Annotated in this window: 23 protein-coding genes; 6 read left to right on the top strand and 17 right to left on the bottom strand. The window is 70.0% G+C overall.

What is annotated here, in order from left to right; translation table 11 throughout:
- The first annotated feature begins 5 nt into the window (after positions 1-5).
- The 4 genes from IWH25_RS07145 to IWH25_RS07130 all read left to right on the top strand — a co-directional run bounded on the left by IWH25_RS07145 (position 6) and on the right by IWH25_RS07130 (position 2,932).
- Positions 6-500, top strand: coding sequence for an RNA polymerase sigma factor (locus tag IWH25_RS07145; RefSeq protein ID WP_203388631.1), 495 nt, complete (start codon positions 6-8; stop codon positions 498-500).
- Positions 497-1,243, top strand: coding sequence for an anti-sigma factor family protein (locus tag IWH25_RS07140; RefSeq protein ID WP_203388630.1), 747 nt, complete (start codon positions 497-499; stop codon positions 1,241-1,243). The genes IWH25_RS07145 and IWH25_RS07140 overlap by 4 nt, the downstream gene beginning before the upstream one ends.
- Before the next feature lie 79 nt (positions 1,244-1,322).
- Positions 1,323-2,273, top strand: coding sequence for a protein-methionine-sulfoxide reductase catalytic subunit MsrP (gene msrP, locus IWH25_RS07135; protein WP_203388629.1), 951 nt, complete (start codon positions 1,323-1,325; stop codon positions 2,271-2,273).
- Positions 2,273-2,932, top strand: coding sequence for a protein-methionine-sulfoxide reductase heme-binding subunit MsrQ (locus IWH25_RS07130; protein ID WP_203388628.1), 660 nt, complete (start codon positions 2,273-2,275; stop codon positions 2,930-2,932). Before msrP ends, IWH25_RS07130 begins: the two co-directional genes overlap by 1 nt.
- Here the strand turns inward: IWH25_RS07130 and IWH25_RS07125 are convergent.
- Genes IWH25_RS07125 through bioB form a run of 3 tightly spaced genes read right to left on the bottom strand, consistent with a single transcriptional unit; the run spans position 2,922 to position 4,968 of the window.
- On the bottom strand, positions 2,922-3,080 hold the full coding sequence (locus IWH25_RS07125) for a hypothetical protein (RefSeq protein WP_203388627.1): 159 nt from the start codon (positions 3,078-3,080) through the stop codon (positions 2,922-2,924). The genes IWH25_RS07130 and IWH25_RS07125 overlap by 11 nt on opposite strands.
- The gene (gene bioC / locus IWH25_RS07120) at positions 3,077-3,970 is read right to left on the bottom strand and encodes a malonyl-ACP O-methyltransferase BioC (RefSeq protein ID WP_203388626.1); all 894 of its coding nucleotides are present in this window, start codon (positions 3,968-3,970) and stop codon (positions 3,077-3,079) included. The genes IWH25_RS07125 and bioC overlap by 4 nt, the downstream gene beginning before the upstream one ends.
- A gap of 11 nt (positions 3,971-3,981) precedes the next feature.
- Complete coding sequence (gene bioB, locus IWH25_RS07115; protein WP_203388625.1) at positions 3,982-4,968, bottom strand: biotin synthase BioB; 987 nt, start codon at positions 4,966-4,968, stop codon at positions 3,982-3,984.
- Between the two features lie 103 nt (positions 4,969-5,071).
- Between bioB and IWH25_RS07110 the strand changes: the two genes are divergently transcribed.
- Together IWH25_RS07110 and IWH25_RS07105 are read left to right on the top strand one after the other, a co-directional pair.
- Positions 5,072-5,782, top strand: a complete 711-nt coding sequence (locus tag IWH25_RS07110) for a ComF family protein (RefSeq protein WP_203388624.1) — start codon at positions 5,072-5,074, stop codon at positions 5,780-5,782.
- Between the two features lie 68 nt (positions 5,783-5,850).
- Positions 5,851-7,563: an O-antigen ligase family protein gene (locus IWH25_RS07105; RefSeq protein WP_203388623.1), complete on the top strand. Its 1,713-nt coding sequence runs from the start codon at positions 5,851-5,853 to the stop codon at positions 7,561-7,563.
- On the opposite strand, the gene IWH25_RS07100 is transcribed toward IWH25_RS07105, so the two are convergent.
- The 14 genes from IWH25_RS07100 to IWH25_RS19190 form a co-directional block, all read right to left on the bottom strand.
- Entirely contained in the window at positions 7,548-8,657 is a 1,110-nt protein-coding gene (locus tag IWH25_RS07100) for a tetratricopeptide repeat protein (RefSeq protein WP_203388622.1), read from the bottom strand. The two genes, IWH25_RS07105 and IWH25_RS07100, sit on opposite strands and share 16 nt — an antisense overlap.
- 8 nt (positions 8,658-8,665) lie before the next feature.
- A complete protein-coding gene (locus tag IWH25_RS07095) occupies positions 8,666-9,493 on the bottom strand; it encodes an ExeA family protein (RefSeq protein WP_203388621.1) in 828 nt (275 codons plus the stop codon).
- 10 nt (positions 9,494-9,503) lie between these two features.
- Positions 9,504-11,333, bottom strand: a complete 1,830-nt coding sequence (gene mshL, locus IWH25_RS07090; protein ID WP_203388620.1) for a pilus (MSHA type) biogenesis protein MshL — start codon at positions 11,331-11,333, stop codon at positions 9,504-9,506.
- A gap of 2 nt (positions 11,334-11,335) precedes the next feature.
- Complete coding sequence (locus IWH25_RS07085) at positions 11,336-11,686, bottom strand: hypothetical protein (protein ID WP_203388619.1); 351 nt, start codon at positions 11,684-11,686, stop codon at positions 11,336-11,338.
- Positions 11,683-12,366, bottom strand: coding sequence for a type II secretion system protein M (locus tag IWH25_RS07080; protein ID WP_203388618.1), 684 nt, complete (start codon positions 12,364-12,366; stop codon positions 11,683-11,685). Before IWH25_RS07080 ends, IWH25_RS07085 begins: the two co-directional genes overlap by 4 nt.
- Entirely contained in the window at positions 12,363-13,040 is a 678-nt protein-coding gene (locus IWH25_RS07075; RefSeq protein WP_203388617.1) for a hypothetical protein, read from the bottom strand. The genes IWH25_RS07080 and IWH25_RS07075 overlap by 4 nt, the downstream gene beginning before the upstream one ends.
- Positions 13,037-13,933 (bottom strand): type IV pilus biogenesis protein PilM, encoded by an 897-nt coding sequence (locus tag IWH25_RS07070; protein ID WP_203388616.1) that lies wholly within the window; start codon positions 13,931-13,933, stop codon positions 13,037-13,039. Before IWH25_RS07070 ends, IWH25_RS07075 begins: the two co-directional genes overlap by 4 nt.
- Positions 13,934-14,060: 127 nt before the next feature.
- Positions 14,061-16,871, bottom strand: coding sequence for a DUF11 domain-containing protein (locus IWH25_RS07065; RefSeq protein WP_203388615.1), 2,811 nt, complete (start codon positions 16,869-16,871; stop codon positions 14,061-14,063).
- Positions 16,868-17,332 (bottom strand): hypothetical protein, encoded by a 465-nt coding sequence (locus IWH25_RS07060; RefSeq protein ID WP_203388614.1) that lies wholly within the window; start codon positions 17,330-17,332, stop codon positions 16,868-16,870. Before IWH25_RS07060 ends, IWH25_RS07065 begins: the two co-directional genes overlap by 4 nt.
- Positions 17,329-18,147: a PulJ/GspJ family protein gene (locus tag IWH25_RS07055; protein WP_203388613.1), complete on the bottom strand. Its 819-nt coding sequence runs from the start codon at positions 18,145-18,147 to the stop codon at positions 17,329-17,331. Before IWH25_RS07055 ends, IWH25_RS07060 begins: the two co-directional genes overlap by 4 nt.
- The gene (locus IWH25_RS07050; RefSeq protein ID WP_203388612.1) at positions 18,144-18,686 is read right to left on the bottom strand and encodes a type IV pilus modification PilV family protein; all 543 of its coding nucleotides are present in this window, start codon (positions 18,684-18,686) and stop codon (positions 18,144-18,146) included. The genes IWH25_RS07055 and IWH25_RS07050 overlap by 4 nt, the downstream gene beginning before the upstream one ends.
- The gene (locus IWH25_RS07045; protein WP_203388611.1) at positions 18,676-19,215 is read right to left on the bottom strand and encodes a GspH/FimT family pseudopilin; all 540 of its coding nucleotides are present in this window, start codon (positions 19,213-19,215) and stop codon (positions 18,676-18,678) included. The genes IWH25_RS07050 and IWH25_RS07045 overlap by 11 nt, the downstream gene beginning before the upstream one ends.
- Positions 19,216-19,246: 31 nt before the next feature.
- The gene (locus tag IWH25_RS19195) at positions 19,247-19,696 is read right to left on the bottom strand and encodes a pilin (protein WP_203388610.1); all 450 of its coding nucleotides are present in this window, start codon (positions 19,694-19,696) and stop codon (positions 19,247-19,249) included.
- A gap of 34 nt (positions 19,697-19,730) precedes the next feature.
- Positions 19,731-20,297, bottom strand: coding sequence for a prepilin-type N-terminal cleavage/methylation domain-containing protein (locus IWH25_RS19190; protein WP_203388609.1), 567 nt, complete (start codon positions 20,295-20,297; stop codon positions 19,731-19,733).
- Positions 20,298-20,342 lie beyond the last annotated feature (45 nt).

Raw genomic sequence — 20,342 nt, 5'->3', positions numbered from 1 at the left:
CCGCGTTGGACGATCTCGCCGCCCACCTCCCGCGTCTGCGCCGCTATGCGCGCGCGCTGACCGGGGACCGCCACCGCGCCGACGATCTGGTGCAGGACACGCTGGAGCGCGCCCTCACCCGTTCGTCGCTGTGGCGGCGGGGTTCGAAGCTCGACGCCTGGCTGCTGACGATCATGCACAACCTCTTCGTCAATCAGGTGCGCACGCAGGCACGGCAGGCCACCGAAGCGCTCGACGCGCTGCCGGTCGAGCCGGCGCAGCGCGCAATGCAGGCCGACGCACTGGAGGTCCGCGACCTCGACGCCGCACTGGCGGCGCTGCCGGTCGAGCAGCGCGCGGTGCTGCTGCTGGTGACGCTCGACGAACGCAGCTACGAGGAGACTGCGCGCATCCTCGACATTCCCGTCGGCACCGTCATGTCGCGGCTGTCGCGCGCCCGCGAACGGCTGCGCCAGCTGCTCGACGGCAGCGCCGCCCCCGCCCTGAAGGTCGTCAAATGAACCGCCCGCTCGACGCCGAACTGCACGCCTGGGCCGACGACCGCCTCGACCCGGCACGCGCTGCCGAAGTCTCAGCCTGGCTCGCCGCCCACCCCGACGAAGGAGCGCGCCTGACCGCCTGGAAGCGGCAGAAGGAACTGCTGCACGCCGCCTTCGACCCGGTGCTCGACGAACCGGTGCCGGCGCGCCTCGCCGACGCCGCGGCGCGGCGAGCGCCGGCGCGCGCCTGGCGCATCGCGGCGGCGGTCGGCTGGCTGGCGATCGGCGTCGTCGCCGGCTACCAGCTGCACGGCGCGCGGCATGCCGACGCAGCCGCGCCGGCGCTGGCGCGGCAGGCGGCGATCGCGCACGTCGTCTACGCGCCGGAGGTGCGCCACCCGGTCGAGGTCGGCGCCGACCAGGAGGCGCATCTCGTGCAGTGGCTGTCGAAGCGCCTCGGCACGCCGCTGAAGACGCCGCATTTCGCCGCGCAGGGCTTCGAGCTGGTCGGCGGCCGGCTGCTACCGGGCGAGCGCGGACCGGTCGCGCAGTTCATGTACCAGGACCGCGGAGGCCGACGGCTGACGCTGTACGTGAACAGCGACGGCGACAACCGCGACACCGCCTTCCGCTACGCGCAGGAAGGCAAGGTCGGCGTCTTCTACTGGCTCGACGGCCGGCTCGGCTACGCGCTCTCCGGCGAACTGCCGCGCGCCGAGCTGCTGGCGATCGCCGAATCCGCTTACCGCCAGCTCAATCCCTGAATCGCCCCCTCGGGAATTTGTAAGCATTTCCGCTGCCGAACGACCAATGTGCAGATCCCTTCTGCACACGAGCCACGCCATGCTGATCCGCCGACCTGCCGACATCCTTCCGTCCGAAATCACCGATCCCGCGCTGTACGCCGGACGCCGCCGCTTCATCCAGGCTGCGGCGGCGGGCACGATCGCCGGCGCCCTCGGCCTTCCGGCGCTCGCCGCGCCGGCGGCGGCGCGCGGCGAGAAGCTGCCCGGCGTGCGCCCCAGCCAGTGGACGCTCGACGAAAAGCCGACGCCGTACGAAACGATCGTCAGCTACGGCAACTTCTACGAGTTCGGCCCGGACAAGGACAGTCCGGGCAAGAACGCCTACCGCCTGCGCCCGCGGCCGTGGAGCGTGCTCGTCGAGGGCGAGGTGAAGAAACCGCAGCGCTTCGACATCGAGGACATTTTGAAATGGGCGCCGCTCGAGGAGCGCACCTACCGCATGCGTTGCGTCGAAGGCTGGAGCATGGTCGTGCCGTGGGTCGGCTTCCCGTTCAGCGAGCTGATGAAGCGCGTCGAGGTCACCGGCAACGCCAAGTACGTCGAGTTCTGGTCGCTCGCCGACCCCGAGCAGATGCCCTACGTGCGGCTGCCGCTGCTCGACTGGCCGTACATGGAAGGGCTGCGCCTCGACGAGGCGATGCACCCGCTGACGATCTTCGCCGTCGGCCTTTACGGCGAGGTACTGCCGAAACCGAACGGCGCGCCGCTGCGCCTCGTCGTGCCGTGGAAGTACGGCTTCAAGGGGGCCAAGTCGATCGTCCGCATCCGCTTCGTGCGCGAGATGCCGCGCACGACGTGGATGAAGGCCGGCCCCGACGAATACGGTTTCTATTCGAACGTGAACCCGGACGTGCCGCACCGGCGCTGGAGCCAGTCGCACGAGCGGCGCCTCGGCGAGTTCCTGAAACGCAAGACGCTGCCGTTCAACGGCTACGCCGAACAGGTCGCGCAGCTCTACGCCGGCATGGACCTGAGAAAATTCTTCTGATGCTGCCCCGCACGCTGAACGACCGCCAACTGACCGCGGTCAAGACCGTACTTTTCCTCGCCGCGCTGTTGCCGGCGCTGCAGCTCGCCTGGGCGATCGCCTTCGACGGCCTCGGCCCGAACCCGGTGGAGACGCTGCAGCGGAAGACCGGCACCTGGACCTTCAACTTCCTGCTGCTGACGCTGACGGTGACGCCGCTGCGCAGCATCTCCGGCATGCACTGGCTGATCCGCCTGCGCCGCATGCTCGGGCTGTACGCGTTCTTCTACGGCACGCTGCACTTCCTCACCTTCATCGGCTTCGACCATGCCTTCGATATCAACGACATCGCGAAAGACGTCGTCAAGCGCCCATTCGCGACGGTCGGCTTCGTCGCCTGGACGCTGATGTTGCCGCTGGCGCTGACCTCGACCAACGCCGCCATCCGCCGGCTCGGCGGCAAGCGCTGGCAGACGCTGCACCGCAGCGTCTACGCGGTCGGCATCCTCGCCGCATTCCACTATTTCTGGCTGGTGAAGGCGACCGCGCTGCTCTGGCCGATCCTCTATGCGACGCTGCTCGCGCTGCTGCTCGGCTGGCGCGCGCAGGACCGCATCCGGCGCTACGGCCCGTGGCCGGCGCTGCCGAAGGTCCAGACGATCCGTTTCTTCAGGAAGTAAATTCTTCGCGCAGGCGGCGCTGCAGGCGCGCCTTGGCACGGGCGCGCGCGGACTTCTTCTCGTCCTTGCGTTCGTGCGCGCCGCCCTTCTGCAGCAGCGGCTGCACCGCGACCGGGTTGCGCGGCTTCAGCCGCTTCGCGCGCTTCATGCCGGCTTCTTGCGTGGCTCGAAGCGGACGATCGCGCGGCCGTCGGCGGTCTGCTTCGGCTCGCCCTTCCATGCGTGGCCATAGACCACCTCGAAGGTCGCCGGCAGGCGGCCGTCCTGCGCCAGCTTCGCGTAGGCCGCGCGCACGCGCTCCCAGACGCCGCGGCCGGCCAGCCCGCGGCGGCGGCCGGCCATCGCGCAGGTCTCGCCGGCGGCACGCAGCTCGCGCACCAGGTCGTCGACGCTGGCGTAGGTCAGCGTCAGCACCTCCATGTCCATCACCGGGTCGGCGAAGCCGCATTCGACCAGCATGTCGCCGAGATCGTGCATGTCGGTGAAGCGCTGCGTGTGCGCGTCGCCGTCGCCGAAGGCGGCGGCCAGCTCGCGCAGCGTGTCGGGGCCGAAGGTGGAGAACATGAACAGGCCGCCGACCTCGAGCGTCCGGTGCGCCTCGCGGAAGGCCGGGCGCGGCTCGTCGAGCCAGTGCAGCAGCAGGTTCGACCAGATCAGGCCGAGGCTGCCCGGCTTCAGCGGCAGGCGCTCGGCATCGGCGGCGACGAGCTGCGCCGCCTGCGGCTTGAGGAAGGGCATCAGCCGCGCCAGCAGCGTCTTCTGCCGACGCCCGGCCTGCAACATCGGCAGGCAGAAGTCAGCGCCGAGCAGCGCAGCGTCGCGGTAGCGCTCGCGCAGCGCAGTCAGGCTGGCGCCGGTCGCGCAACCGAGGTCGAGGATGCGCTTCGGTTCGATGCGCACGTAGTCGAGGCGGTCGAGCATGCGCCGGTCGACCTCGCGCGCGAGGAAGGCGCTGTGCTCGTACTGCGACGCGACGCGGGCGAAGCCGCGCCGCACCTGGCGCGCGTCGACGAAGCGGACAGCGTCGGCGGCGCTCATCGGCAAGGGGATCAGATCGGCTTCAGGCCGAGCTTGTCGAACAGCTGCTCGTCGCGTTCGACGTCGGGGTTGCCGGTGGTCAGCAGCTTGTCGCCGTAGAACATCGAGTTGGCGCCGGCGAGGAAGCACAGCGCCTGCATCTCCTCGCTCATTTCCTCGCGGCCGGCGGACAGGCGGACGAACGAGGTCGGCATCGTGATCCGTGCGGCGGCGATGGTGCGTACGAACTCGAAGTTGTCGACGCCGCGGGCATTCTCCAGCGGCGTGCCCTTGATCGCGACCAGGTTGTTGATCGGCACCGACTCCGGCGCCGGATTCAGGTTGGCGAGCTGCGCGATCAGCGCGGCGCGGTTCCGGCGCGACTCGCCCATGCCGACGATGCCGCCGGAGCAGACGTTGATGCCGGCCTTGCGCACTTCGCCGATGGTGTCGATGCGGTCCTGCTGCGTGTGCGTGGTGATCACCTGGCCGTAGAATTCGGCGGCGGTGTCGAGGTTGTGGTTGTAGTAGTCAAGGCCGGCCTCGGCCAGCTGCTCGGCCTGGCCTTCCTTCAACATGCCGAGGGTGACGCAGGTCTGCAGGCCGAGCGCCTTGACCGCCTTGACCATGTCCAGCACCGGGCCGAGATCCTTGTCCTTCGGGCCGCGCCAGGCGGCGCCCATGCAGAAGCGCGAGGCGCCCTTCTCCTTGGCCTTCTTCGCCGCGGCGACGACCTCCTCGACCGGCATCAGCTTCTCGCGCTCGAGCTCGGCCTTGTTGCGCGCCGACTGCGAGCAGTAGCCGCAGTCCTCCGAGCAGCCGCCGGTCTTGACCGAGAGCAGCGTCGAGCGTTGAATCTCGTTGGCGTCGAAATGCTGGCGATGCACCTGCTGCGCGCGCCAGACGAGATCCATGAACGGCATCTCGAACAGCGCCTCGACCTCGGCAACGGTCCACGGCGTGGCGGCAACGGCGGGAGCAGCGGACGAAAGCGGCTGCGTCTGGGGGATAGCATTCATGGGATCACCTGAAGAAAAACTGGCCGCAGCGAGGTGGCGGAAGGGTGTTTCCGTACCGCTGCGTATGGCTCGTAATTATGAATAATTGCCGAAGCCGGTCCAAATGTCAATTCTAGCCGAAAAGGCCGCCGCCATCGGTCGGCGCGTCGTTGACGCGCTGCTGCCGCAGGATTGCCTGCTCTGCTGCGCGCCGGCCGGCGGCGCGCTGCTGTGCTCCGACTGCCATGGCGAACTGCCGCCGCTGCCGGCGTCCCGCTGCCCGCGCTGCGCGCAGCCGGCGCCCGGCGGCGAAGTCTGCGGCCGTTGCCAGCGCCACCCGCCGCACTTCGACGCGCTGCTGGCGCTGCACCCCTACGCCTTTCCGGTCGACCGCCTGATCCAACAGCTGAAGTACGGCCACCAGCTGGCGATCGCCGCGCATTTCGGCAACGCGCTGGCGGCAGCCTGCCGCGATCTCGGCGCCGACCTGGTCGTGCCGATGCCGCTGCATCCGCAGCGGCTGGCCGAGCGCGGCTTCAACCAGGCGCTGGAGATCGCCCGGCCGCTCGCCCGGCTGAGCGGTGTTGCGTTCGCTGCCGACGCCTGCGTGCGCCAGCGCGCAACCGTGCCGCAGGAAGGGCTGAGCCTGCGCCAGCGCCGCCGCAACCTGCGCCGCGCCTTCGCCTGCGGCACCGACTTCGGCGGCCGCCACCTGCTGCTGGTCGACGACGTCGCCACCACCGGCGCCAGCGTCGACGAATGCGCGCGCACGTTGAAGCTGCACGGCGCCGGCCGCGTCAGCGTCGCCGTCGTCGCGCGCACGCTGCTCGACTGATCCGCATCGCCGGCGCGCATGCCGGCGGCTTGAGGCAGAATGACGGCTTTTCCGGCGGCGACCCCGCGATGATCCGGCTTTCCAACCGACTGGCGCTGGCGCTGCTGGCGCTGCTGCTGACGCTGCCCTTCCTCGGCGCCCGCCACCACCTGCCGATCGCCACCTTCCGCCAGGAGTGGCTGGCGGCGGCCCTCGGCCTGTGCGCGCTGCTGCCGCTGCTCGCCGGCGACGACGATGCCTGGGAGATCCCGCGCAGCGCGCTGCTGCCGGCCGCCTTCGTACCGCTGGTCTGGCTGCAGGTCGCCGCCGGCGGCACCACCTTCGAGCAGGCGGTGCTGCTCTCGCTCTACCTGGTCTGGGCGTTGCTGCTGATGCTGCTCGCCTGCCGGCTGGAACTGCGCGTCGGCCGCGCCGGGCTGGCCGACGTGCTGGCCTGGGGCCTCGTCGCCGGCGCGCTGCTCGCCGCGGCGAGCGGCGCCGCGCAACTGTGGTGGCCGCAGCTGGGCCTGCCCTGGATCTTCCCGAGCGACGGCCGCGTCATCGGCAATATCGCCCAGGCCAACAACTTCGCCGACTACCTGTGGCTCGGCGTCGCTGCCGCGCTGTGGCTGCACGCCCGCGGCCGCCTGCCGTGGCCGGCGCTGGCCGCCGCGCTGCTGCCGCTCCTCGCCTGCTCGCTGCTCTCCGGATCGCGCAGCGTCTACCTCTATGCGCTGGCGCTGAGTGCCTGGCAGTTCATCTGGGCGCGCGCCGCCGCCGGCGAGCAGCGGCGCCGCCTGCGCTACGGCGCGCTGCTGCTCCTGCCGGCGCTGCTCGGCGTGCAGGCGCTGATCGGCCTCATCCACCCCGGCGGCACGACGGTCTCGGCGGCGCAGCGAATCGCCGCCGGCGGCTCCTACGACCCGGTACGCTGGACGCTGTGGCGTGCGGCGCTCGCCATCTTCGCCGACCACCCGCTGCTCGGCGCCGGCTTCGACAGCTACTCGCGCGAGTTCTTCCGGCGCATCGAGGGCTTCCCGCTCGCCGGCCAGGGCATCCCCGAGCATTCGCACAACCTGGTGTTCGAGATCGCCGCCGAGTTCGGCCTCGCCGGGCTGGCGGCGCTGCTCGCCGCGGCAATCGCCTGGCTGGGCGCGCTGTGCCGCCGCCCGGACGACGCGGCCTTGCTCGCGCTCGCGCTGCTGCTCGTCCTCGGCCTCCATTCGCTGCTCGAGTACCCGCTGTGGTACGCACACTTCCTGGCCATCGCCGCGATCGCGCTGGCGCTCGGCGACGCCGCCCGCTGGCGCCTCGCCGCCGCCCCCCGTCACCGCTGGCTGCTGCTCGGTGCCGTCGCGCTCGGCCTGATCACGCTGAGCGGCCTGCGTGCCGACTACCTGCGGCTGGAGGAAGCGGCGCAGGGGCGACGCAGCGACGGCACGCCGCTGCCGCCGGCGACCCGCCAGGAATGGCTGCTCGACAGCTATGCGCGCTCGCAGTGGAAACACTACGCCGCGCTGCAGTTCGCAGTGCTGATGCCGATCGGAAGCGAGGAGTTGCGCGGCCGGCTGACGCTGCTGGACGAAGCCGTGCGCTTCTCGCCGATCCGCGAAGCGGTGTTCCGCCACGCCGCGCTGCTGCAGCTCGCCGGCGACGAAGCGGCCGCGCGCGCGCAGCTGCGGCGGGCGATGCTGGCCTACCCTGGGCGGATTGCGGAAGCGCGCGCGGAATTCGCAGCGGCGCTGCCGGAGTCGCCGCAGCTGGCGCCGTTGCTCGACCTGCTGCGTCAGCGCAGCTTCTGATCGACGATGGCGGTGAGGTCGGCGTTCAGCGTGCCGCTTGCGCGCGCGCGGGCGAACGCCTCGCGCGCCTCGGCGCTGCGCTGGTCGGCTTCGAGCGCCAGGCCGAGCCCGAACCACCAGCGCCCCTCGCCCGGCGCGACGCGCACCGCCGCCTGGTAGAACTCGGCCGACTCCTTCTGTCGCCCGAGGCGGTGCGCGACGAAGCCGGCGAAGCCCTGGTAGTCGGCGTTGCCGGTCGCGTACGGCAGCGAACCCTGCAGCGTGCGAGAGGCGGCGGCGAAGTCGCCGCGATCGGCCTGCAGCCGGGCGAGCAGCATCGCCCACGCCACCTGCCCCGGCTGCGCCGCCAGCCCTTCGGCAAGGATCGCCATCGCCTCGTCGTGCCGGCGCTGCTCGACCAGCAGGCGGGCCAGCAGCTGGCGCGAGGCAACGTGTCCGCCGTCGGCGCGCAAGGCGTCGAGCAGCAGGTCGACCGCTTCGCCGCCGCGCCCGCCGCCGGCGAGCGCGACCGCACGCCGGTAGTCGGTGTCGGCACGTTCGGCGGGGGTCTTCGCCGGCGGCGTCTTGTCGACGACGGCCGGTGTTGCCGGTGCGGCGGATTTCGAAGTCACCGTTTCGCGGGCCGCCGGCGCAGGCGTGGAAGCCGGCGCCGGCACACGCGTGGCGGCGGCGGGCGGCGCCGGGTCGGCCTGCGGACGGGGTGGCGGACGCTTCGACGGCAGCTCGGCCGGCGGCTTGTCGAGCGCCGCCGCCAGCTTGAGGCCGCTGTTCTCGTCGGCGACGACGGCGGCGGGGGCATCGGTGGCGGGCACCGCGGCGACAGGCGGCAGCGGCGCCGCGGCGAGCGGCGCCGGCGCGGCGACCGGCACCGGCGGCACCACGACCGCCGCCGGCTGCGCGCGGCCGTCGGCGAAATGCGCGAACGCGAGCCAGCCGCCGCCAGCGACAAGCAGCAGCACGGCGCCGGCGGCGATCGCCGGCAGCGGCGTCTGCGGCGCCGCCGGCAGCGCACGCACCTCGCGGTGCAAGCGGCCGCGCGCCTCCGACTCGTGGCGGGCGTCGAGATCCTTCAGCATCTGGTTGATCAGGCTCATCGTCGCTCCTACCACCAGCCGGCCGGCCGGGCGCCCTCGGTGTCCTGCGCGGCGCCGCGGACGTGGCGATGCTTGACCACCTGCCGCCCCTCGCCGAAGGCGGAGAGCAGCGCCTTGTGCGCGAGGATGTTGATCAGCCGCGGCGTGCCGCGCGACGCGCGGCGCAGCGCGCGCACCGCGCCGCCGGTGAACATCGGTTCGCCGCGGTAGCCAGCGACGCGCATGCGGTGCTGCAGGTAAAGCGCGACCTCGTCGCGGCCGAGGCCGGTGAGGCGGTGATGGAAGCTGATCCGCTGCAGGATCTGGCGCACCGACGGGTCGGCCAGCTTCTCGTCGAGCTCGGGCTGGCCGAAGAGCACGATCTGCAGCAGCTTGCGCTTCTCGGTCTCGAGGTTCGACACCAGGCGCAGCGCCTCCAGCGTCGACAGCGGCATCGCCTGCGCCTCGTCGATGCAGAGCACGACGCGCTGGCTCTGGCGGGCGTAGTCGAGCAGGCCGAGGTTGATCTTCTTCAGCAGATGGAACTGGTCGAGGCCGGCGACGCCGTCGAGGCGCAACTCCTCGGCCAGCGCCAGCAGCAGCGTCTGCGGCTCCAGATTGGGGTTCGGCAGGTAGGCGGTCACCGTCTTCTCGCCCAGGCTCTGCAGCAGGCGGCGGCAGAGCAGCGTCTTGCCGGTGCCGACCTCGCCGGTGACCTTGACGAAGCCTTCACCGCATTGCAGCGCGACCAGCAGCGTGTTCAGCGCCGCCTGGTGCGAATGCGCGGAGAAGGCGAAGCTGGTGTCCGGCGTGATGCCGAACGGGAATTCGCTCAGCCCGAAATGCTGCAGGTACACCGGTGTCGCCTCACTGCGGTTCGGGGCGCGGCAGGCGCTTGCGCGGATCGAGCTGCTCGATGCGGCCCGCGGTGTCGAGCAGGTCCTGCTTCCAGCTCTGCTCGTTCTGGATGATCGTCGGCTTGATCAGCACCACCAGTTCGCGCTTGCGCAGCGCGCTGCCGCGCTGGCCGAACAACGCGCCTATGCCGGGCGCCGAGCTCAGCCCGGGCAGGCCGTTGTTGTCGCGCGCCTGCTCCTGGCTCATCAGGCCGCCGATGGCGACGATGTAGCCGTCCTGGACGCGGACGATGGCGTCGGTCTCGTTGATCGACGAGGAGGCGAGCGGCAGGCTGAACTGGCCGAGGGTGCCGAGGTCGATCGTCTTGTTGCGCTCCTGGACGACGGTGACGGACGGATGCACGTGCAGCAGCACGTTGCCGTCGTCGTCGATCTGCGGCGTGACGTCGAGCGCGACGCCGGAAAAGAACGGCTGCAGCGTGATCGTCGGCGTCGTCACGTTGCCGGTGCCGCTGCTGGTCGTCGTCGTGCTGATGTTGGTCACGTAGTAGTCGTCGGTGCCGACCTTGAGCACCGCCTTCTGGTTGTTGATCGTCGCCACGCGCGGGCTGGACAGCACCTGCGTCTCGCCCTGCGTCTCGAGGAAGGAGAGCAGCGCGGCGAAGTTCGCGGTCTGCAGCGCGAGGCCGAAGAAACCCTTGCCGGCGGTGGTGGCGGCGGCGACACCGGACACCAGCCCGCTCGCGGTCGAGGTTGCGCCCTGGGTGCCGGGCAGGATGCCGACGGTGGTGCTGCCGGCATCCGACAGGCCGGCGACGTTGCTGCCGGCGCCGCCGGCGCGGCCGACGATCGCGCCGTTGGTGCCGAGCGTGGTGCCGGGGGCGATCGCACCGTAGGCGAAGCGGTTGTTGACGCCGCCGAAGTGCGACCAGTTGACCCCGGTCTGGTACGACTCGGAGAGCTGGACCTCGACGATCTTCGCCTCCAGCATCACCTGCCGCTCGACGACCAGCTGCGTCGCCTTCAGGTAGTTCTCGACGGCACGCAGATCGGCCGGCATCGCCTTGACCAGCACGACACCGGAATGCGGATTGAGGATCACGTTGCGGCCGTCGCCGGTGCCGACGATGGTGGTCAGCGCCGAGCCCAGCTCGCGCCAGAAGTCGGCGTCGCTGCGCGTCTGCACGCGCGAGCTGTCCGACGACGAGGTCCCCAGCTGCCCGGGCGCGCCCGCCTGCTGCGTCTGCGGCGCCACCTGCGGCGCGGCACCGCCGCCGGTCGAGCTGCCGCCAGGGTTGATCACGCTCGGTGAGCTCGACGTGATGCGCGTGTCGGTCACGCCCTGGCGGCGGCTGGACAGGTAGTTGATCTGGAACAGCCGGGTCTGGATCGTGTTCGGCTGGATGAAGATGCGCGTGCCCTTGACCGTGAAGTCGTAGCCGTAGAGGTCGCGGATCGTCTCCAGCGCCTCGCGCACGGTGACGTTCTTCAGGTTGAGCGACAGCGTGCCGGTGACCTCGGGCGGCACCAGCATCGAGAAGCGCGTGCCGGAGACGATCGCCATGAATACCTGCGCTGCCGGCGCGCCGCTGACGGCGAGGTCGAAGCGGTGCTCGGGAGCCGCCGGCGGTGCCGCGCCCAGGTCGAGCGGCGGCATCATCGCCTGGTTGATGGCGTCGGCATTGCCGCCCTTGCCGGAAGCGAGCGCCCCCTGCAGCTCCTGCGCCACCCGGTCAAAAGTCGCCGCCGGCTGCCGCAACGGTGCCGAACAGGCGGCGGAGAACAGGGCGAACAGCAGGGCGAGCAGCGGCCGCGTGCGGACAAAGGGTCGCGGGTTCATGGTCATTCCTTGTGGCGCCGCGGCGCGGCTTTGTTCACGTTGATCTTCTTCTCGACGTCGGGCGTCAGGTACAGGCGCTCGCGGCCCTCCGGCCCGGCCAGCACGACGCTACCCTCGGTGATGGCGACGACGTGGGCACCGCGCACCGTGCCGCCGAGCTCGACCAGCTGCCCGTCGATCACCGCCGCGGCTCGCCCTTTCTTCGGCAGCAGGACCGAAGTCAGCCCGAGGCCGCCGGCAGCGGCGGCCGAGCCGTCGCCCGCAATGCCGGCCGGCGGCCGCGTCGGGTCGTCGATCGGCTGCGCGACGGCCGGCAGTGCGGTCAGCAGGGCGAGCAGAACGAGCTTCCTCATATCGCCAGCCATGTCTTGTCGGTGCTCAGCGTATAGACCGTCAGCGTCAGCACCGCACGCGGATGTTCGACGACGGTGAGTCGCGCGTCGCCCCACAGCAGCTTGCGTTGCGCGCCCTCGAGCTGGCGCAGCCAGGCGTAGAGGTCGGCGTAGCCGCCTTCGAGACGGATCTCGACGCCGTGCTTGTAGAGGCCGAGCCGGTTGTCGGTCGCCGCAGGCGTCGGTGTATCGGCTTTTTTCGCCTCGGCGAGATTGACCGGCGGCAGCGACTTCAGGCTGAGCAGGCGCAGGCGGGAATGGCTGCCCAGCAGCTGCTCGAGCAGACCGTTCATCTGTTCCGGTGGCACGAAGTTGTCTTCGAGGGCTTTCAGTTCGGCCTCGACGCCGGCCAGCGCCGCCTGCAGCCGGGCGATCTCCGCCTTGCGCGCCGCATCGGGGTCGGCCGCCAGCTGGGCCTGCAGCGCGCCGGACTGCGCCGCCAGCGCCTTCGCCTCCTCGACCTGCTGCACCGTCTGCCGATGCAGCTGGCGTGAACGGAGCAGCGGCGGATCGATCAGCAGCGCGTTGCCGAGCAGGACGATGCCGCCGACCGCCGCCGCGGCCAGCAGCGCGCGCTCGCGCGGCGCGCGGGCGTCGAAGCGCTGGCCGAGTTTCTGCAGTTGGGCCGGCCACGCCTTCATTGGCGGCCTCCCGCTGCCGGCGTGTTGCCGAGCGCCGCCCTGAGGAAAAACTCGGTGTAGCGCGCCGGCCCGGTCGCCGCAGCCGGCGGCACGAGCGCGGGGGCCTGCGCCCCGGCGGCCGCGGGCGGCGCCGGCTCGACGCCGAGCATGTCGAGCGCGGCGAAGTGGCGGCCGCGGAACGCCGGCTCGGCGTTCAGCCGGCGGATATAGGCGGGCAGCAGCGCCGGGTCGAGCAGACGGCCACGGATGTCGAAGCCGGCGGCGCCGACGCTGAAAGCGGTCAGCCAGACGCCCTCGACGCGCTGCCGCGAGAAACCGAGCATCGCGTCGGCGAAGCCGCCGTCCTCGGCGGCAAGCCCGCGGGCCAGCTCGAGCACCTCCTGACGCTGCCCTATCGCCGCCGCCAGATTCGCCGCCTGCTGTTCCAGCGCCGGATCGGGCCGGCGCGCCGCGAGCCGCGCCTGCAGCGCCTGCACCTCGTCGCGGACAGCCGCCAGCCGCGCCGCGGCGGACGCCTGCGCCTTCTGCTCGGCGGCCAGGTCGAAGCGCAGCGCCGCCGTCGCGACGGCGACGAGCCCCAGCGCGGCCGCGCCGCCCAGCGCCACGTAGCGGAACGACAGCCAGTCGCGCTTCGGGCGCAGCGCCGGGTTGAGGAGATTGATTTCCTGGCTCACACCGCCCCCGGCGTACGCAAGGCGGCGCCGATCGCCGGCAGGCACTGCGCCTGCCGTTCCGGTGCGCGCAGTTCGGGAACCGCGTCGAAGTCGCAGACCCGTGCCAGGTCCATCGCCTGCACCGGGACGTAGAGGTTTTCCGCGAGGTAGGGCTGCAGGTCCGGCACCAGCGGACAGCTCGCGACGACCAGCCCGGACACCGAGACGAAGCTGAACTGGCGGTCGAAGTTGTCCAGCGTCCGCTGCAGTTCGAGCATGATCCGTTCGAGCAGCTGCGTGCGCCGCTCGCTATCGGCATCGGCCAGCTGCCGCGCCGAGACGTCGACGCGGCGCAGCGCGTAGAGTTCGCCGCGGTAGGTGATGGTCAGCAGGCCGCCGTTTTCGTCGAGATGGAGGAAGGCCAGGCCGCGGTTCTCCTCCTCGAACAGCGCGGCGACGTTGCGCTGCGCGAACTCCGGGATGTCGATCACCGCCAGCGGCACGCCGGCCGCGTCGAAGGTCCGCATCAGCGGCGCCACCGCCGACTCGGGCGCGGCCACCGCATAGACCAGCGGCTGCCGGCCGGCACCTTCCATCGGCACGTCGACGACGCCGATGCTGGCGCCGTCGACCGCGAAGTCGACCATGTCCTTGAGCCGCCAGCGCAGGGCATCCGCGCGCTCCTCGGCAGGCACCGCCGGCGCATCGAGCTGGGCGAGCTGGTACTGCCCGCTGTCGAGCAGCGTCGTGCACCGGTAGGCGGCAAGCCGCTTCGCGGCGCGCAACCGGGTCAGCGCCGCGGCGGTGTCGGCGGTGCGCTGGAAGGATTCGAGCATGGCGATACGCGGGCGGCGCCCGTCGTCACGCCGCACGTGGGCGAGGTCCACGCGGTCGCGCGACAGCGCCACCGCCATCCAGCCCGGTTCCGACCTCCCGCTCCTGAACGAAAACATCCACCCGATCACTTGTAAATTTTGCCAAGAATATCGTTCAACGCCTTGCGCTTCAACGAAAAACGACATGACTCAAAGACGACACAATTCAACGTTCCCGGTAGTAGATGTAGGGAGCGCCATAGAGGCCGAAGTGCGCCCGCGCCGACGGGTCGTTGCCGTAGAAGCCGTTGGTGCCGTCCCACGGTCCGGTCAGGTAACGCAAGCTTGCCGGACTCGCCGCCGCGCAGCCTGCATCGTCGGCCAGCCCGACATGGGCAGCGGCGCCAAGGTCCGCGCAGACGCGGACGGTCGAGCGCTGCGCGGCCGCCGGCGCGGCCAGCACGATGCCCCCGCGGCCGGCGGCAAGCGCCTTGATCGAACTGACCGAGCTGATACCGCCCGGGCTGAGCGCGACGTTGCCGGCTACCAGCGGCGTGCAGCTGTCGGCACTGGCGGTGACGAAGGCGATGCCGTTCCAGACCTGCATTTCGACCGGAACATTCAGTTGCTGCCGGTCGGAACCGTAGATCGTCGTCAGCCGCATGCGGCCGAACAGGTAGTCGGCAGTCAAGGCATCGGTCGCGCTCTTCTTCAGCAGTAAGTGATCGTTGAGCGGCAGCGCCGCATCCATATCGGCGTCGTAGACGGCCAGCGCGTGGTCGATATCACCGTCGTCGGGGCGGATGCCGAAGGCGACGGCGCTCGCTGCGGCGTAGTGCGGCAGCGGCAGCGCGCTCGGGCGCTTGACGGCGAGCGTCGCGACGACGCTCGCCGCGCCCTCCGCCCAGGCGCCGGTGCTACCGCATCCGGGGCAGGCGAAATCGAGTTCGCCGGTGAGGCTCGTCGTGCCGGCGGCGGCCTTGAACGCCAGGCTCGCAGGCGCGGTCGCCGCATACGCCAGCGCCAGCTTGCCGAAGCTTCCCTCGTACTTCTTCGTGACGCCGTTGCCGGCGTGCTGCGCCTGCAGCACGAACGACAACTTCAGCGGCTCGCCGAGATAGGTGAAGGTCGACGCGGCGCAGGCGCCGATGTCGGCGCGGTGCGTCACCGTCGCCGCCGGCACGACGGCGAAATGGTGCGGCACGAAGCGGCCGAAGTAGTCGCTCGGCGCGGCGTTACCGATCTTGCAGCCGTACTTGCCGTTCACCAGGGTGTTCGAGAAGTCGTCGGTGCAGTCGGCCGACTGGTCCACCGCGGTGAAGCTCGTATCCTCGACGGCCCCGGTCTCGGCCAGCCGGAAGTAGCCGACGTCGTTGTAGACGAAGGCGTTGCCGCTCGCCGTTCCGCTCGCCGCGTCGGCAGCGGCGAAGCTACCGCTCGGCGTGACATGCACGGCGCTCGCGCCATGCGCCTGCCAGCGGCCCGCCGTGCCACTGAGCGTCGGCGTGCCGTCGTAACCGGCCGTCGCCACGGCCTGCAGCGAAAAGCTGGCGCCGGCCGCAATCCGCGGCGTCGCCGTGGTACTGACGCCGGTCGCGTCGGCGTTGGCATCGCTGCTGCTGACGACAAAGGACGGCGGGCGCACCGCAAACAGGTCCGACGAGCAGCGGGTGATGCCGTCGCCGGTCATGCGCACCGCCAGCCTGCGGTAGGCGCGGCCGACGGTGAACGGCGCCACCGTCTTCCGCCCCTGGTCGGCATCGAGAAAGTTCAGCGTCTGCGTCTGTGCCGGAGCGAGCGACGCGTAGCTGGTGCAGGTGCCGGACGAGGCGTCGACCAGCTCGACCGCGACGCTCTTCGTGCCGAAGCCGGTTTCCCGCGAATTCCCGACGTTCAGCGCGACGACGTCGAAGACGAAGGCCGTGCCGGCGAGCTTGGTGAATAGCCGGCCGCTGGCGACGCTCGCGTCCGGTGTCAGCGCGCCCGTCTCGACGGCGTTGAAACCCTGAGCCGCAATCATGCAGCTCAGGTTGAAGCTGGCGCTCACCGGCGGTAGCGTCGCGCCGCCGGGAATCGCCAGGCCGCTGCTCAGCTGCGCCGTGTTGGTGATGCTGGTCGCCGGACAGGCCGACGACAGCACCGTGGCGTTGATCACCAGCGTCTGCGTGCCGCCGTCGGGCAGGCAGTAGGTGCGCCACGCGCCGGTCGTGCTGTCGTAGGAGGAGAGCAGGTTGACCAGCCAGCACGCCCAGTCGCCGCTCGGCGGCGTCAGCGTCGCCCCCGAGTAGCTGAGGCCGGCCGGCAGCACATCGGTGACGGTGATCGGGGACTGGAAGAAGGGGATGCGGAAGGCATCCTCGCCGGTGTCGTTGGTCAGGGTCAGCGTGTAGGCCAGCGACGCGCCGGGCGCGGCGCTCGTCACGTTGACCGTCTTCGTCAGCTTGGCGACATCGTTGTTGGTCGTGCACGGCGTTTCGAAGCTGCCCGCGCCAGTCCCCGGCGACACCGTCCAGTTGCCGGTGCCGTCCGGGTAGCGCGCGATGTCCTTGGGCCCGCTGCTGTCCATGTCCGGGTTGAGCACGGTGTCGTACGCCCAGCTGGTACAGGTCGGCGTCAGCGCCGGATAGCTGTGCGAATCCTGCTTCATCTTCAGCAGGTCGACTTCGTTGCCGGCCTCGTCCTTGAGCAGCGCGACCGCGTCGTTCTCCATCTCGTTCGACGCGAACGGGATGCGAATGTAGGTCGCCGTCGTCGCCCCACAGGTGTTCTGCGCCGGATTGCCGACGACCGAGCCGACATTCTGCGTCGTCGTCCGCCCGCCGCCGCTGTTGATCTTCAGCGTCAGCGACCAGTTGTTGAGGTTGCCGGTCGCCGCGAGCACGGCGGGATCGAGCACCTTCAGCTCGATGTAGTTGTTTGTGTAGTTGTATTCGTTGATGACGACCTTGCCTTGGTAGGTCGTCGAGCAGGCAGCAAAGACCTGCGGGGCGAACAACGCCGCACCGAGGAAGAGAAGGAGCAGGAGACGTTTGATCATGGGCAGGCGGCCTCATGGCATGGCGCCAGCACGCTGACCACCCGCTCCGCGTAATTCTCCCCGGGCACGGCGCTCGGGCAGGCGGCTTCGTTGCAGGCGGTGGCGACGATCTCGTACAGCTTCACGGGCACGCCCTGCTGGTTGGTATCGGCAAACTGGGTGCAGGCAACCGTGACGTTGAAATCGGACAGCGAACTGCTGGCCAGCGCGAAGCTGCTGGCAGCAGTGCAGTCATGGTCGCGGCGCAGCCGGTACATGCCCCACTCAACGCCGGCGCGCGCCGCCTGCAGCGCGCGGGCGCCGGTGACGTCGAGCGCCGTGCTGCGTTGCTGGAGGCTGCCGAACCACAGCATGTAGGCGGCCAGCGCACCGAACAGCAGCAACAGGAAAATGGCAGCGACGAGGCTGGCGCCGGACTGGCGCTGCGCGCGTACGGGGAAGGAAAGAGCGAGCGGCCTCATGATGCGTTGCTCACATGCACCTGGTGGAAGAGCGTCACGCTCTCGCCGGCTTCGCCCAGCGTCAGGCTGAGCGAAACGATGCCGGTGCGCACGTTGGAGACGTTGGCGTCATAGACGAAGGTGCAGCCGAGGACACGGTCGACCATCAGGCTTTGCGTGCCGCCGGCTGGCGGCGTCGGTTGCGCGGCGCTCGCCAGCACGATGCCGTAGCCGGCATGGCGACGCAGTTGACCGGTAGCCGGGTCGCACTCGTAGGTGACGCGGTCGGTCACCACCTGGAAGCGCTGGTCGGGGGCCGGCACCGGAAACAGCGTTGCCGCGGCCAGCGTCAGCACGCCGGTGCCCGCGTTGAAGGCGCTGACGCGCACGATGTTGTCGCCGGCGTAGGCATCGCTGCCACTGCCCGAACCGAGGTTCGCGATGGCGATCCAGTCGGTGGCGCCGATCGCATTGGACGAGGCAAAAATCTGGAAGGTGTTGTCTGCCGAGCCGAAATCGAGAATGTCTTCGGTCCCGGGCGCCGCCGTCGGCTGCGCGCGGTAGAACCCGCCCTCGCGCGTCAGCATGAACTCTATGTAAACCACGGTGCCGACGTTCGTCACGCGCACGCTATTCGGCAGCGCCAGGCGCAGCTCGCGCGTCATGCGGCGCAGGGCAAGGTCGGCGGCATCGGTCAGCCGGGCGCGGCGGCCGGCGTCGATATAGCTGTCGATCGGCACGCGGATGAACATCGAGATGATGCCAGCGACGATGCCGAGGACGACGATCGTCACGATCATCTCGACCAGCGTGACGCCGCGCGCGCGCTTCATCATGGCAGCACGTTCGGCGAATGGCGCAGGCGCCAGGAGTCGAGGACGACGGTCTCGCCGCCGCCGGCGACCGTCACCGAGACCAATATCGAGTCGGCGGCCAGCGTGCCGTTCAGCGGCGTCTGCGTCATCGTCACGCTGGCGGCGTAGCCCGCCGGACCAGGAATCGCCGCGCCGGGAAAGCCCGATACCGGGAACGCCGTCGCTGTACCGAAGGCAGTGACGTAGTCGTTCACGTGGTCGTAGGGGCGGACTTCGCCCGCCTCCGGCCCGACCGCGTCGACCGTGGTGCAATCGGCGGTGCCGGTCGCCGAGAGGTAGTTCGGGTCGGTCGCCACGCAGTAGCCAAAGCCGGACTGCGCGATCTCCTCCAGCACCGCCTCGGCGATCGCCAGCGCCTGCTTGCGCGCCAGCGGATCGGCGCTTTGCCTGACGAAGACGCCGAGCACCGACAGCAGGCCGACGACGCCGACGCTGATGACGACGATGAAGACGATCAGCTCGATCAGCGTGAAGCCGCGGCCGCGTCGCCTAGCGGACATAGCCCGACTCCGCGTCGATCGCCACCGTGAAGCTGCCGTCGGCGCCGCCGTTGATCGTCACGTTGCCGCCAGCGGAGGCGCGGCCCTGTGCGTCGAACGAAAAATCGGCGCCGGCCAGCGCGACGCCGGCCGGGGCGCTCAGGGTATAGGCAGCCCCACCCGCCGGCGTCGTCAGCGCGCGATCGCAGGCGCCGCCGACGGTCGAGGCCCGCGTCAGCGTCAGCGTCGTGCCGCCGGTAAAGGCGGCGCACACCGTGCGCCGCTGCGCGATCGCCACCTGCCGCGCATACTGCAGCGAGGCGACGACCTGATCGGCAAAACCGCGCGCCTCGAAGCCGTGCCGGCCGGAGAAGCGCGGCAGCGCGACCGCGGCGACGATGCCGACGATGACGATGGTGGCGATTAGTTCTGTGACGGTAAAACCCTTTTGTCCCGCACAGCCATCGACACAAAAAAGCCCAGACGAATGCCCGGGCCTTTTCGTTACTTGACGGACTGAAAAACAAACGTCCGGCAGATCGAGTTTCATCGTCCTACGCAAATCAAGTCACTTGCCTAGCTCAGCAGCCCGTCAGCGTTGCAGAATAAGCGGCGGGGGCGCCAGCAGCTGCAGGCGCTGCATATTGGACTAGGCACGTGGCCGGGTCGCGCGCTCCCGTATGCCGGATATCGCCGGCGTTGATCTGGAAATCAGCTGCGGGGTTTAGCTCCAGCACCAAACCCAGTTGAGTCGCGTTCTGTGCATGGCCGAAGACAACGTTTACATCAATCGTATTCGTAGCAGAAATTGCCGTCGGCCCAGCGTCATTCTGGACGCCTCGTGCCGCAGCCCGACCATAGAGCATCGTGTTGGCACCGCGCATCGAAGCTTCAACGCCGCGCATCACGCCGGAACGAGCATCGGACGAAACATCGATAAACCGTGGCAGCGCCGTCGCCGCCAGAATCCCCAGAATGACGATCACGACGATCAGTTCAATCAGCGTGAAACCTTGTTGTTTAGCTTGCACAACATCCTCCTTTAGTGGAACTAGATCAGAAAACTCAACACCCGGAAATCGTCAGGCCGCTGATCATCGCCGCGGCGTTGGCAACCGTCGGCTGCGCGTAGGTGAAATAGCAGTTCGCGGCATCCGGTGCACCGACGACGCCGAAGGTCGCGATGCCGCCGTTGGTCGTGTAGGTGTAGCCCTCGGCCTCCAGCTGCGCCTGCGTCGGGTTGAAGATGCCGGTCAGGCCGGCAGCCGAGAGAATGCCGGGGTTGCCGGAGAAGGGCGAGACCTGCGGGTAGCCGAAGACCAGGTAGATCACGCCGCTCTCGGTGCAGACGGTGCCGGTGGCGCCGTTGCTGTTGTTGGCAGTGACGCTGCCGCCGACGCAGGCGGCCGGGTCGGCGACGCCGCCGCGCGACAGCGTCGTCGCATGGACCAGCGCCGAGGCCGCGGAGACGCTGCCGCGCGCCGCCTGCAGCTTGGCGATGCGCGCGTCGCGCTGCAGGTTGATGAAGCGCGGCAGCGCGACGGCCGCAAGAATGCCGAGAATGATGACCACCACGATCAACTCGATCAGCGTAAAGCCTGCCGCCCCGCTCCGGAAACGCGTCCCCTTCATCGCCGGCTCGCTACCCCCTTGAACTAATACTTTAATCATATCTCA

The organism is Azospira restricta (assembly GCF_016858125.1).
Taxonomy (GTDB): domain Bacteria; phylum Pseudomonadota; class Gammaproteobacteria; order Burkholderiales; family Rhodocyclaceae; genus Proximibacter; species Proximibacter restrictus.
Note: the sequence above shows the minus strand (reverse complement) of the source record. Positions and strands in the feature narration are given on the sequence as shown.

Excerpts from the sequence above, each read along its gene's own strand:
- IWH25_RS07100 (WP_203388622.1), bottom strand. The coding sequence starts at position 8,657 with ATGAGCCTGATCAACCAGATGCTGAAGGATCTCGACGCCCGCCACGAG.
- IWH25_RS07060 (WP_203388614.1), bottom strand. The coding sequence starts at position 17,332 with ATGAGGCCGCTCGCTCTTTCCTTCCCCGTACGCGCGCAGCGCCAGTCC.
- bioC (WP_203388626.1), bottom strand. The coding sequence starts at position 3,970 with ATGAGCGCCGCCGACGCTGTCCGCTTCGTCGACGCGCGCCAGGTGCGG.
- IWH25_RS07055 (WP_203388613.1), bottom strand. The coding sequence starts at position 18,147 with ATGATGAAGCGCGCGCGCGGCGTCACGCTGGTCGAGATGATCGTGACG.
- IWH25_RS07130 (WP_203388628.1), top strand. The coding sequence starts at position 2,273 with ATGCTGCCCCGCACGCTGAACGACCGCCAACTGACCGCGGTCAAGACC.
- IWH25_RS07050 (WP_203388612.1), bottom strand. The coding sequence starts at position 18,686 with ATGTCCGCTAGGCGACGCGGCCGCGGCTTCACGCTGATCGAGCTGATC.
- IWH25_RS07110 (WP_203388624.1), top strand. The coding sequence starts at position 5,072 with ATGTCAATTCTAGCCGAAAAGGCCGCCGCCATCGGTCGGCGCGTCGTT.
- IWH25_RS07140 (WP_203388630.1), top strand. The coding sequence starts at position 497 with ATGAACCGCCCGCTCGACGCCGAACTGCACGCCTGGGCCGACGACCGC.
- msrP (WP_203388629.1), top strand. The coding sequence starts at position 1,323 with ATGCTGATCCGCCGACCTGCCGACATCCTTCCGTCCGAAATCACCGAT.
- IWH25_RS19190 (WP_203388609.1), bottom strand. The coding sequence starts at position 20,297 with ATGAAGGGGACGCGTTTCCGGAGCGGGGCGGCAGGCTTTACGCTGATC.
- bioB (WP_203388625.1), bottom strand. The coding sequence starts at position 4,968 with ATGAATGCTATCCCCCAGACGCAGCCGCTTTCGTCCGCTGCTCCCGCC.
- IWH25_RS07080 (WP_203388618.1), bottom strand. The coding sequence starts at position 12,366 with ATGAAGGCGTGGCCGGCCCAACTGCAGAAACTCGGCCAGCGCTTCGAC.
- IWH25_RS07085 (WP_203388619.1), bottom strand. The coding sequence starts at position 11,686 with ATGAGGAAGCTCGTTCTGCTCGCCCTGCTGACCGCACTGCCGGCCGTC.
- IWH25_RS07125 (WP_203388627.1), bottom strand. The coding sequence starts at position 3,080 with ATGAAGCGCGCGAAGCGGCTGAAGCCGCGCAACCCGGTCGCGGTGCAG.
- IWH25_RS07105 (WP_203388623.1), top strand. The coding sequence starts at position 5,851 with ATGATCCGGCTTTCCAACCGACTGGCGCTGGCGCTGCTGGCGCTGCTG.
- IWH25_RS07070 (WP_203388616.1), bottom strand. The coding sequence starts at position 13,933 with ATGGCGGTGGCGCTGTCGCGCGACCGCGTGGACCTCGCCCACGTGCGG.
- IWH25_RS07065 (WP_203388615.1), bottom strand. The coding sequence starts at position 16,871 with ATGATCAAACGTCTCCTGCTCCTTCTCTTCCTCGGTGCGGCGTTGTTC.
- mshL (WP_203388620.1), bottom strand. The coding sequence starts at position 11,333 with ATGAACCCGCGACCCTTTGTCCGCACGCGGCCGCTGCTCGCCCTGCTG.
- IWH25_RS07045 (WP_203388611.1), bottom strand. The coding sequence starts at position 19,215 with ATGAAACTCGATCTGCCGGACGTTTGTTTTTCAGTCCGTCAAGTAACG.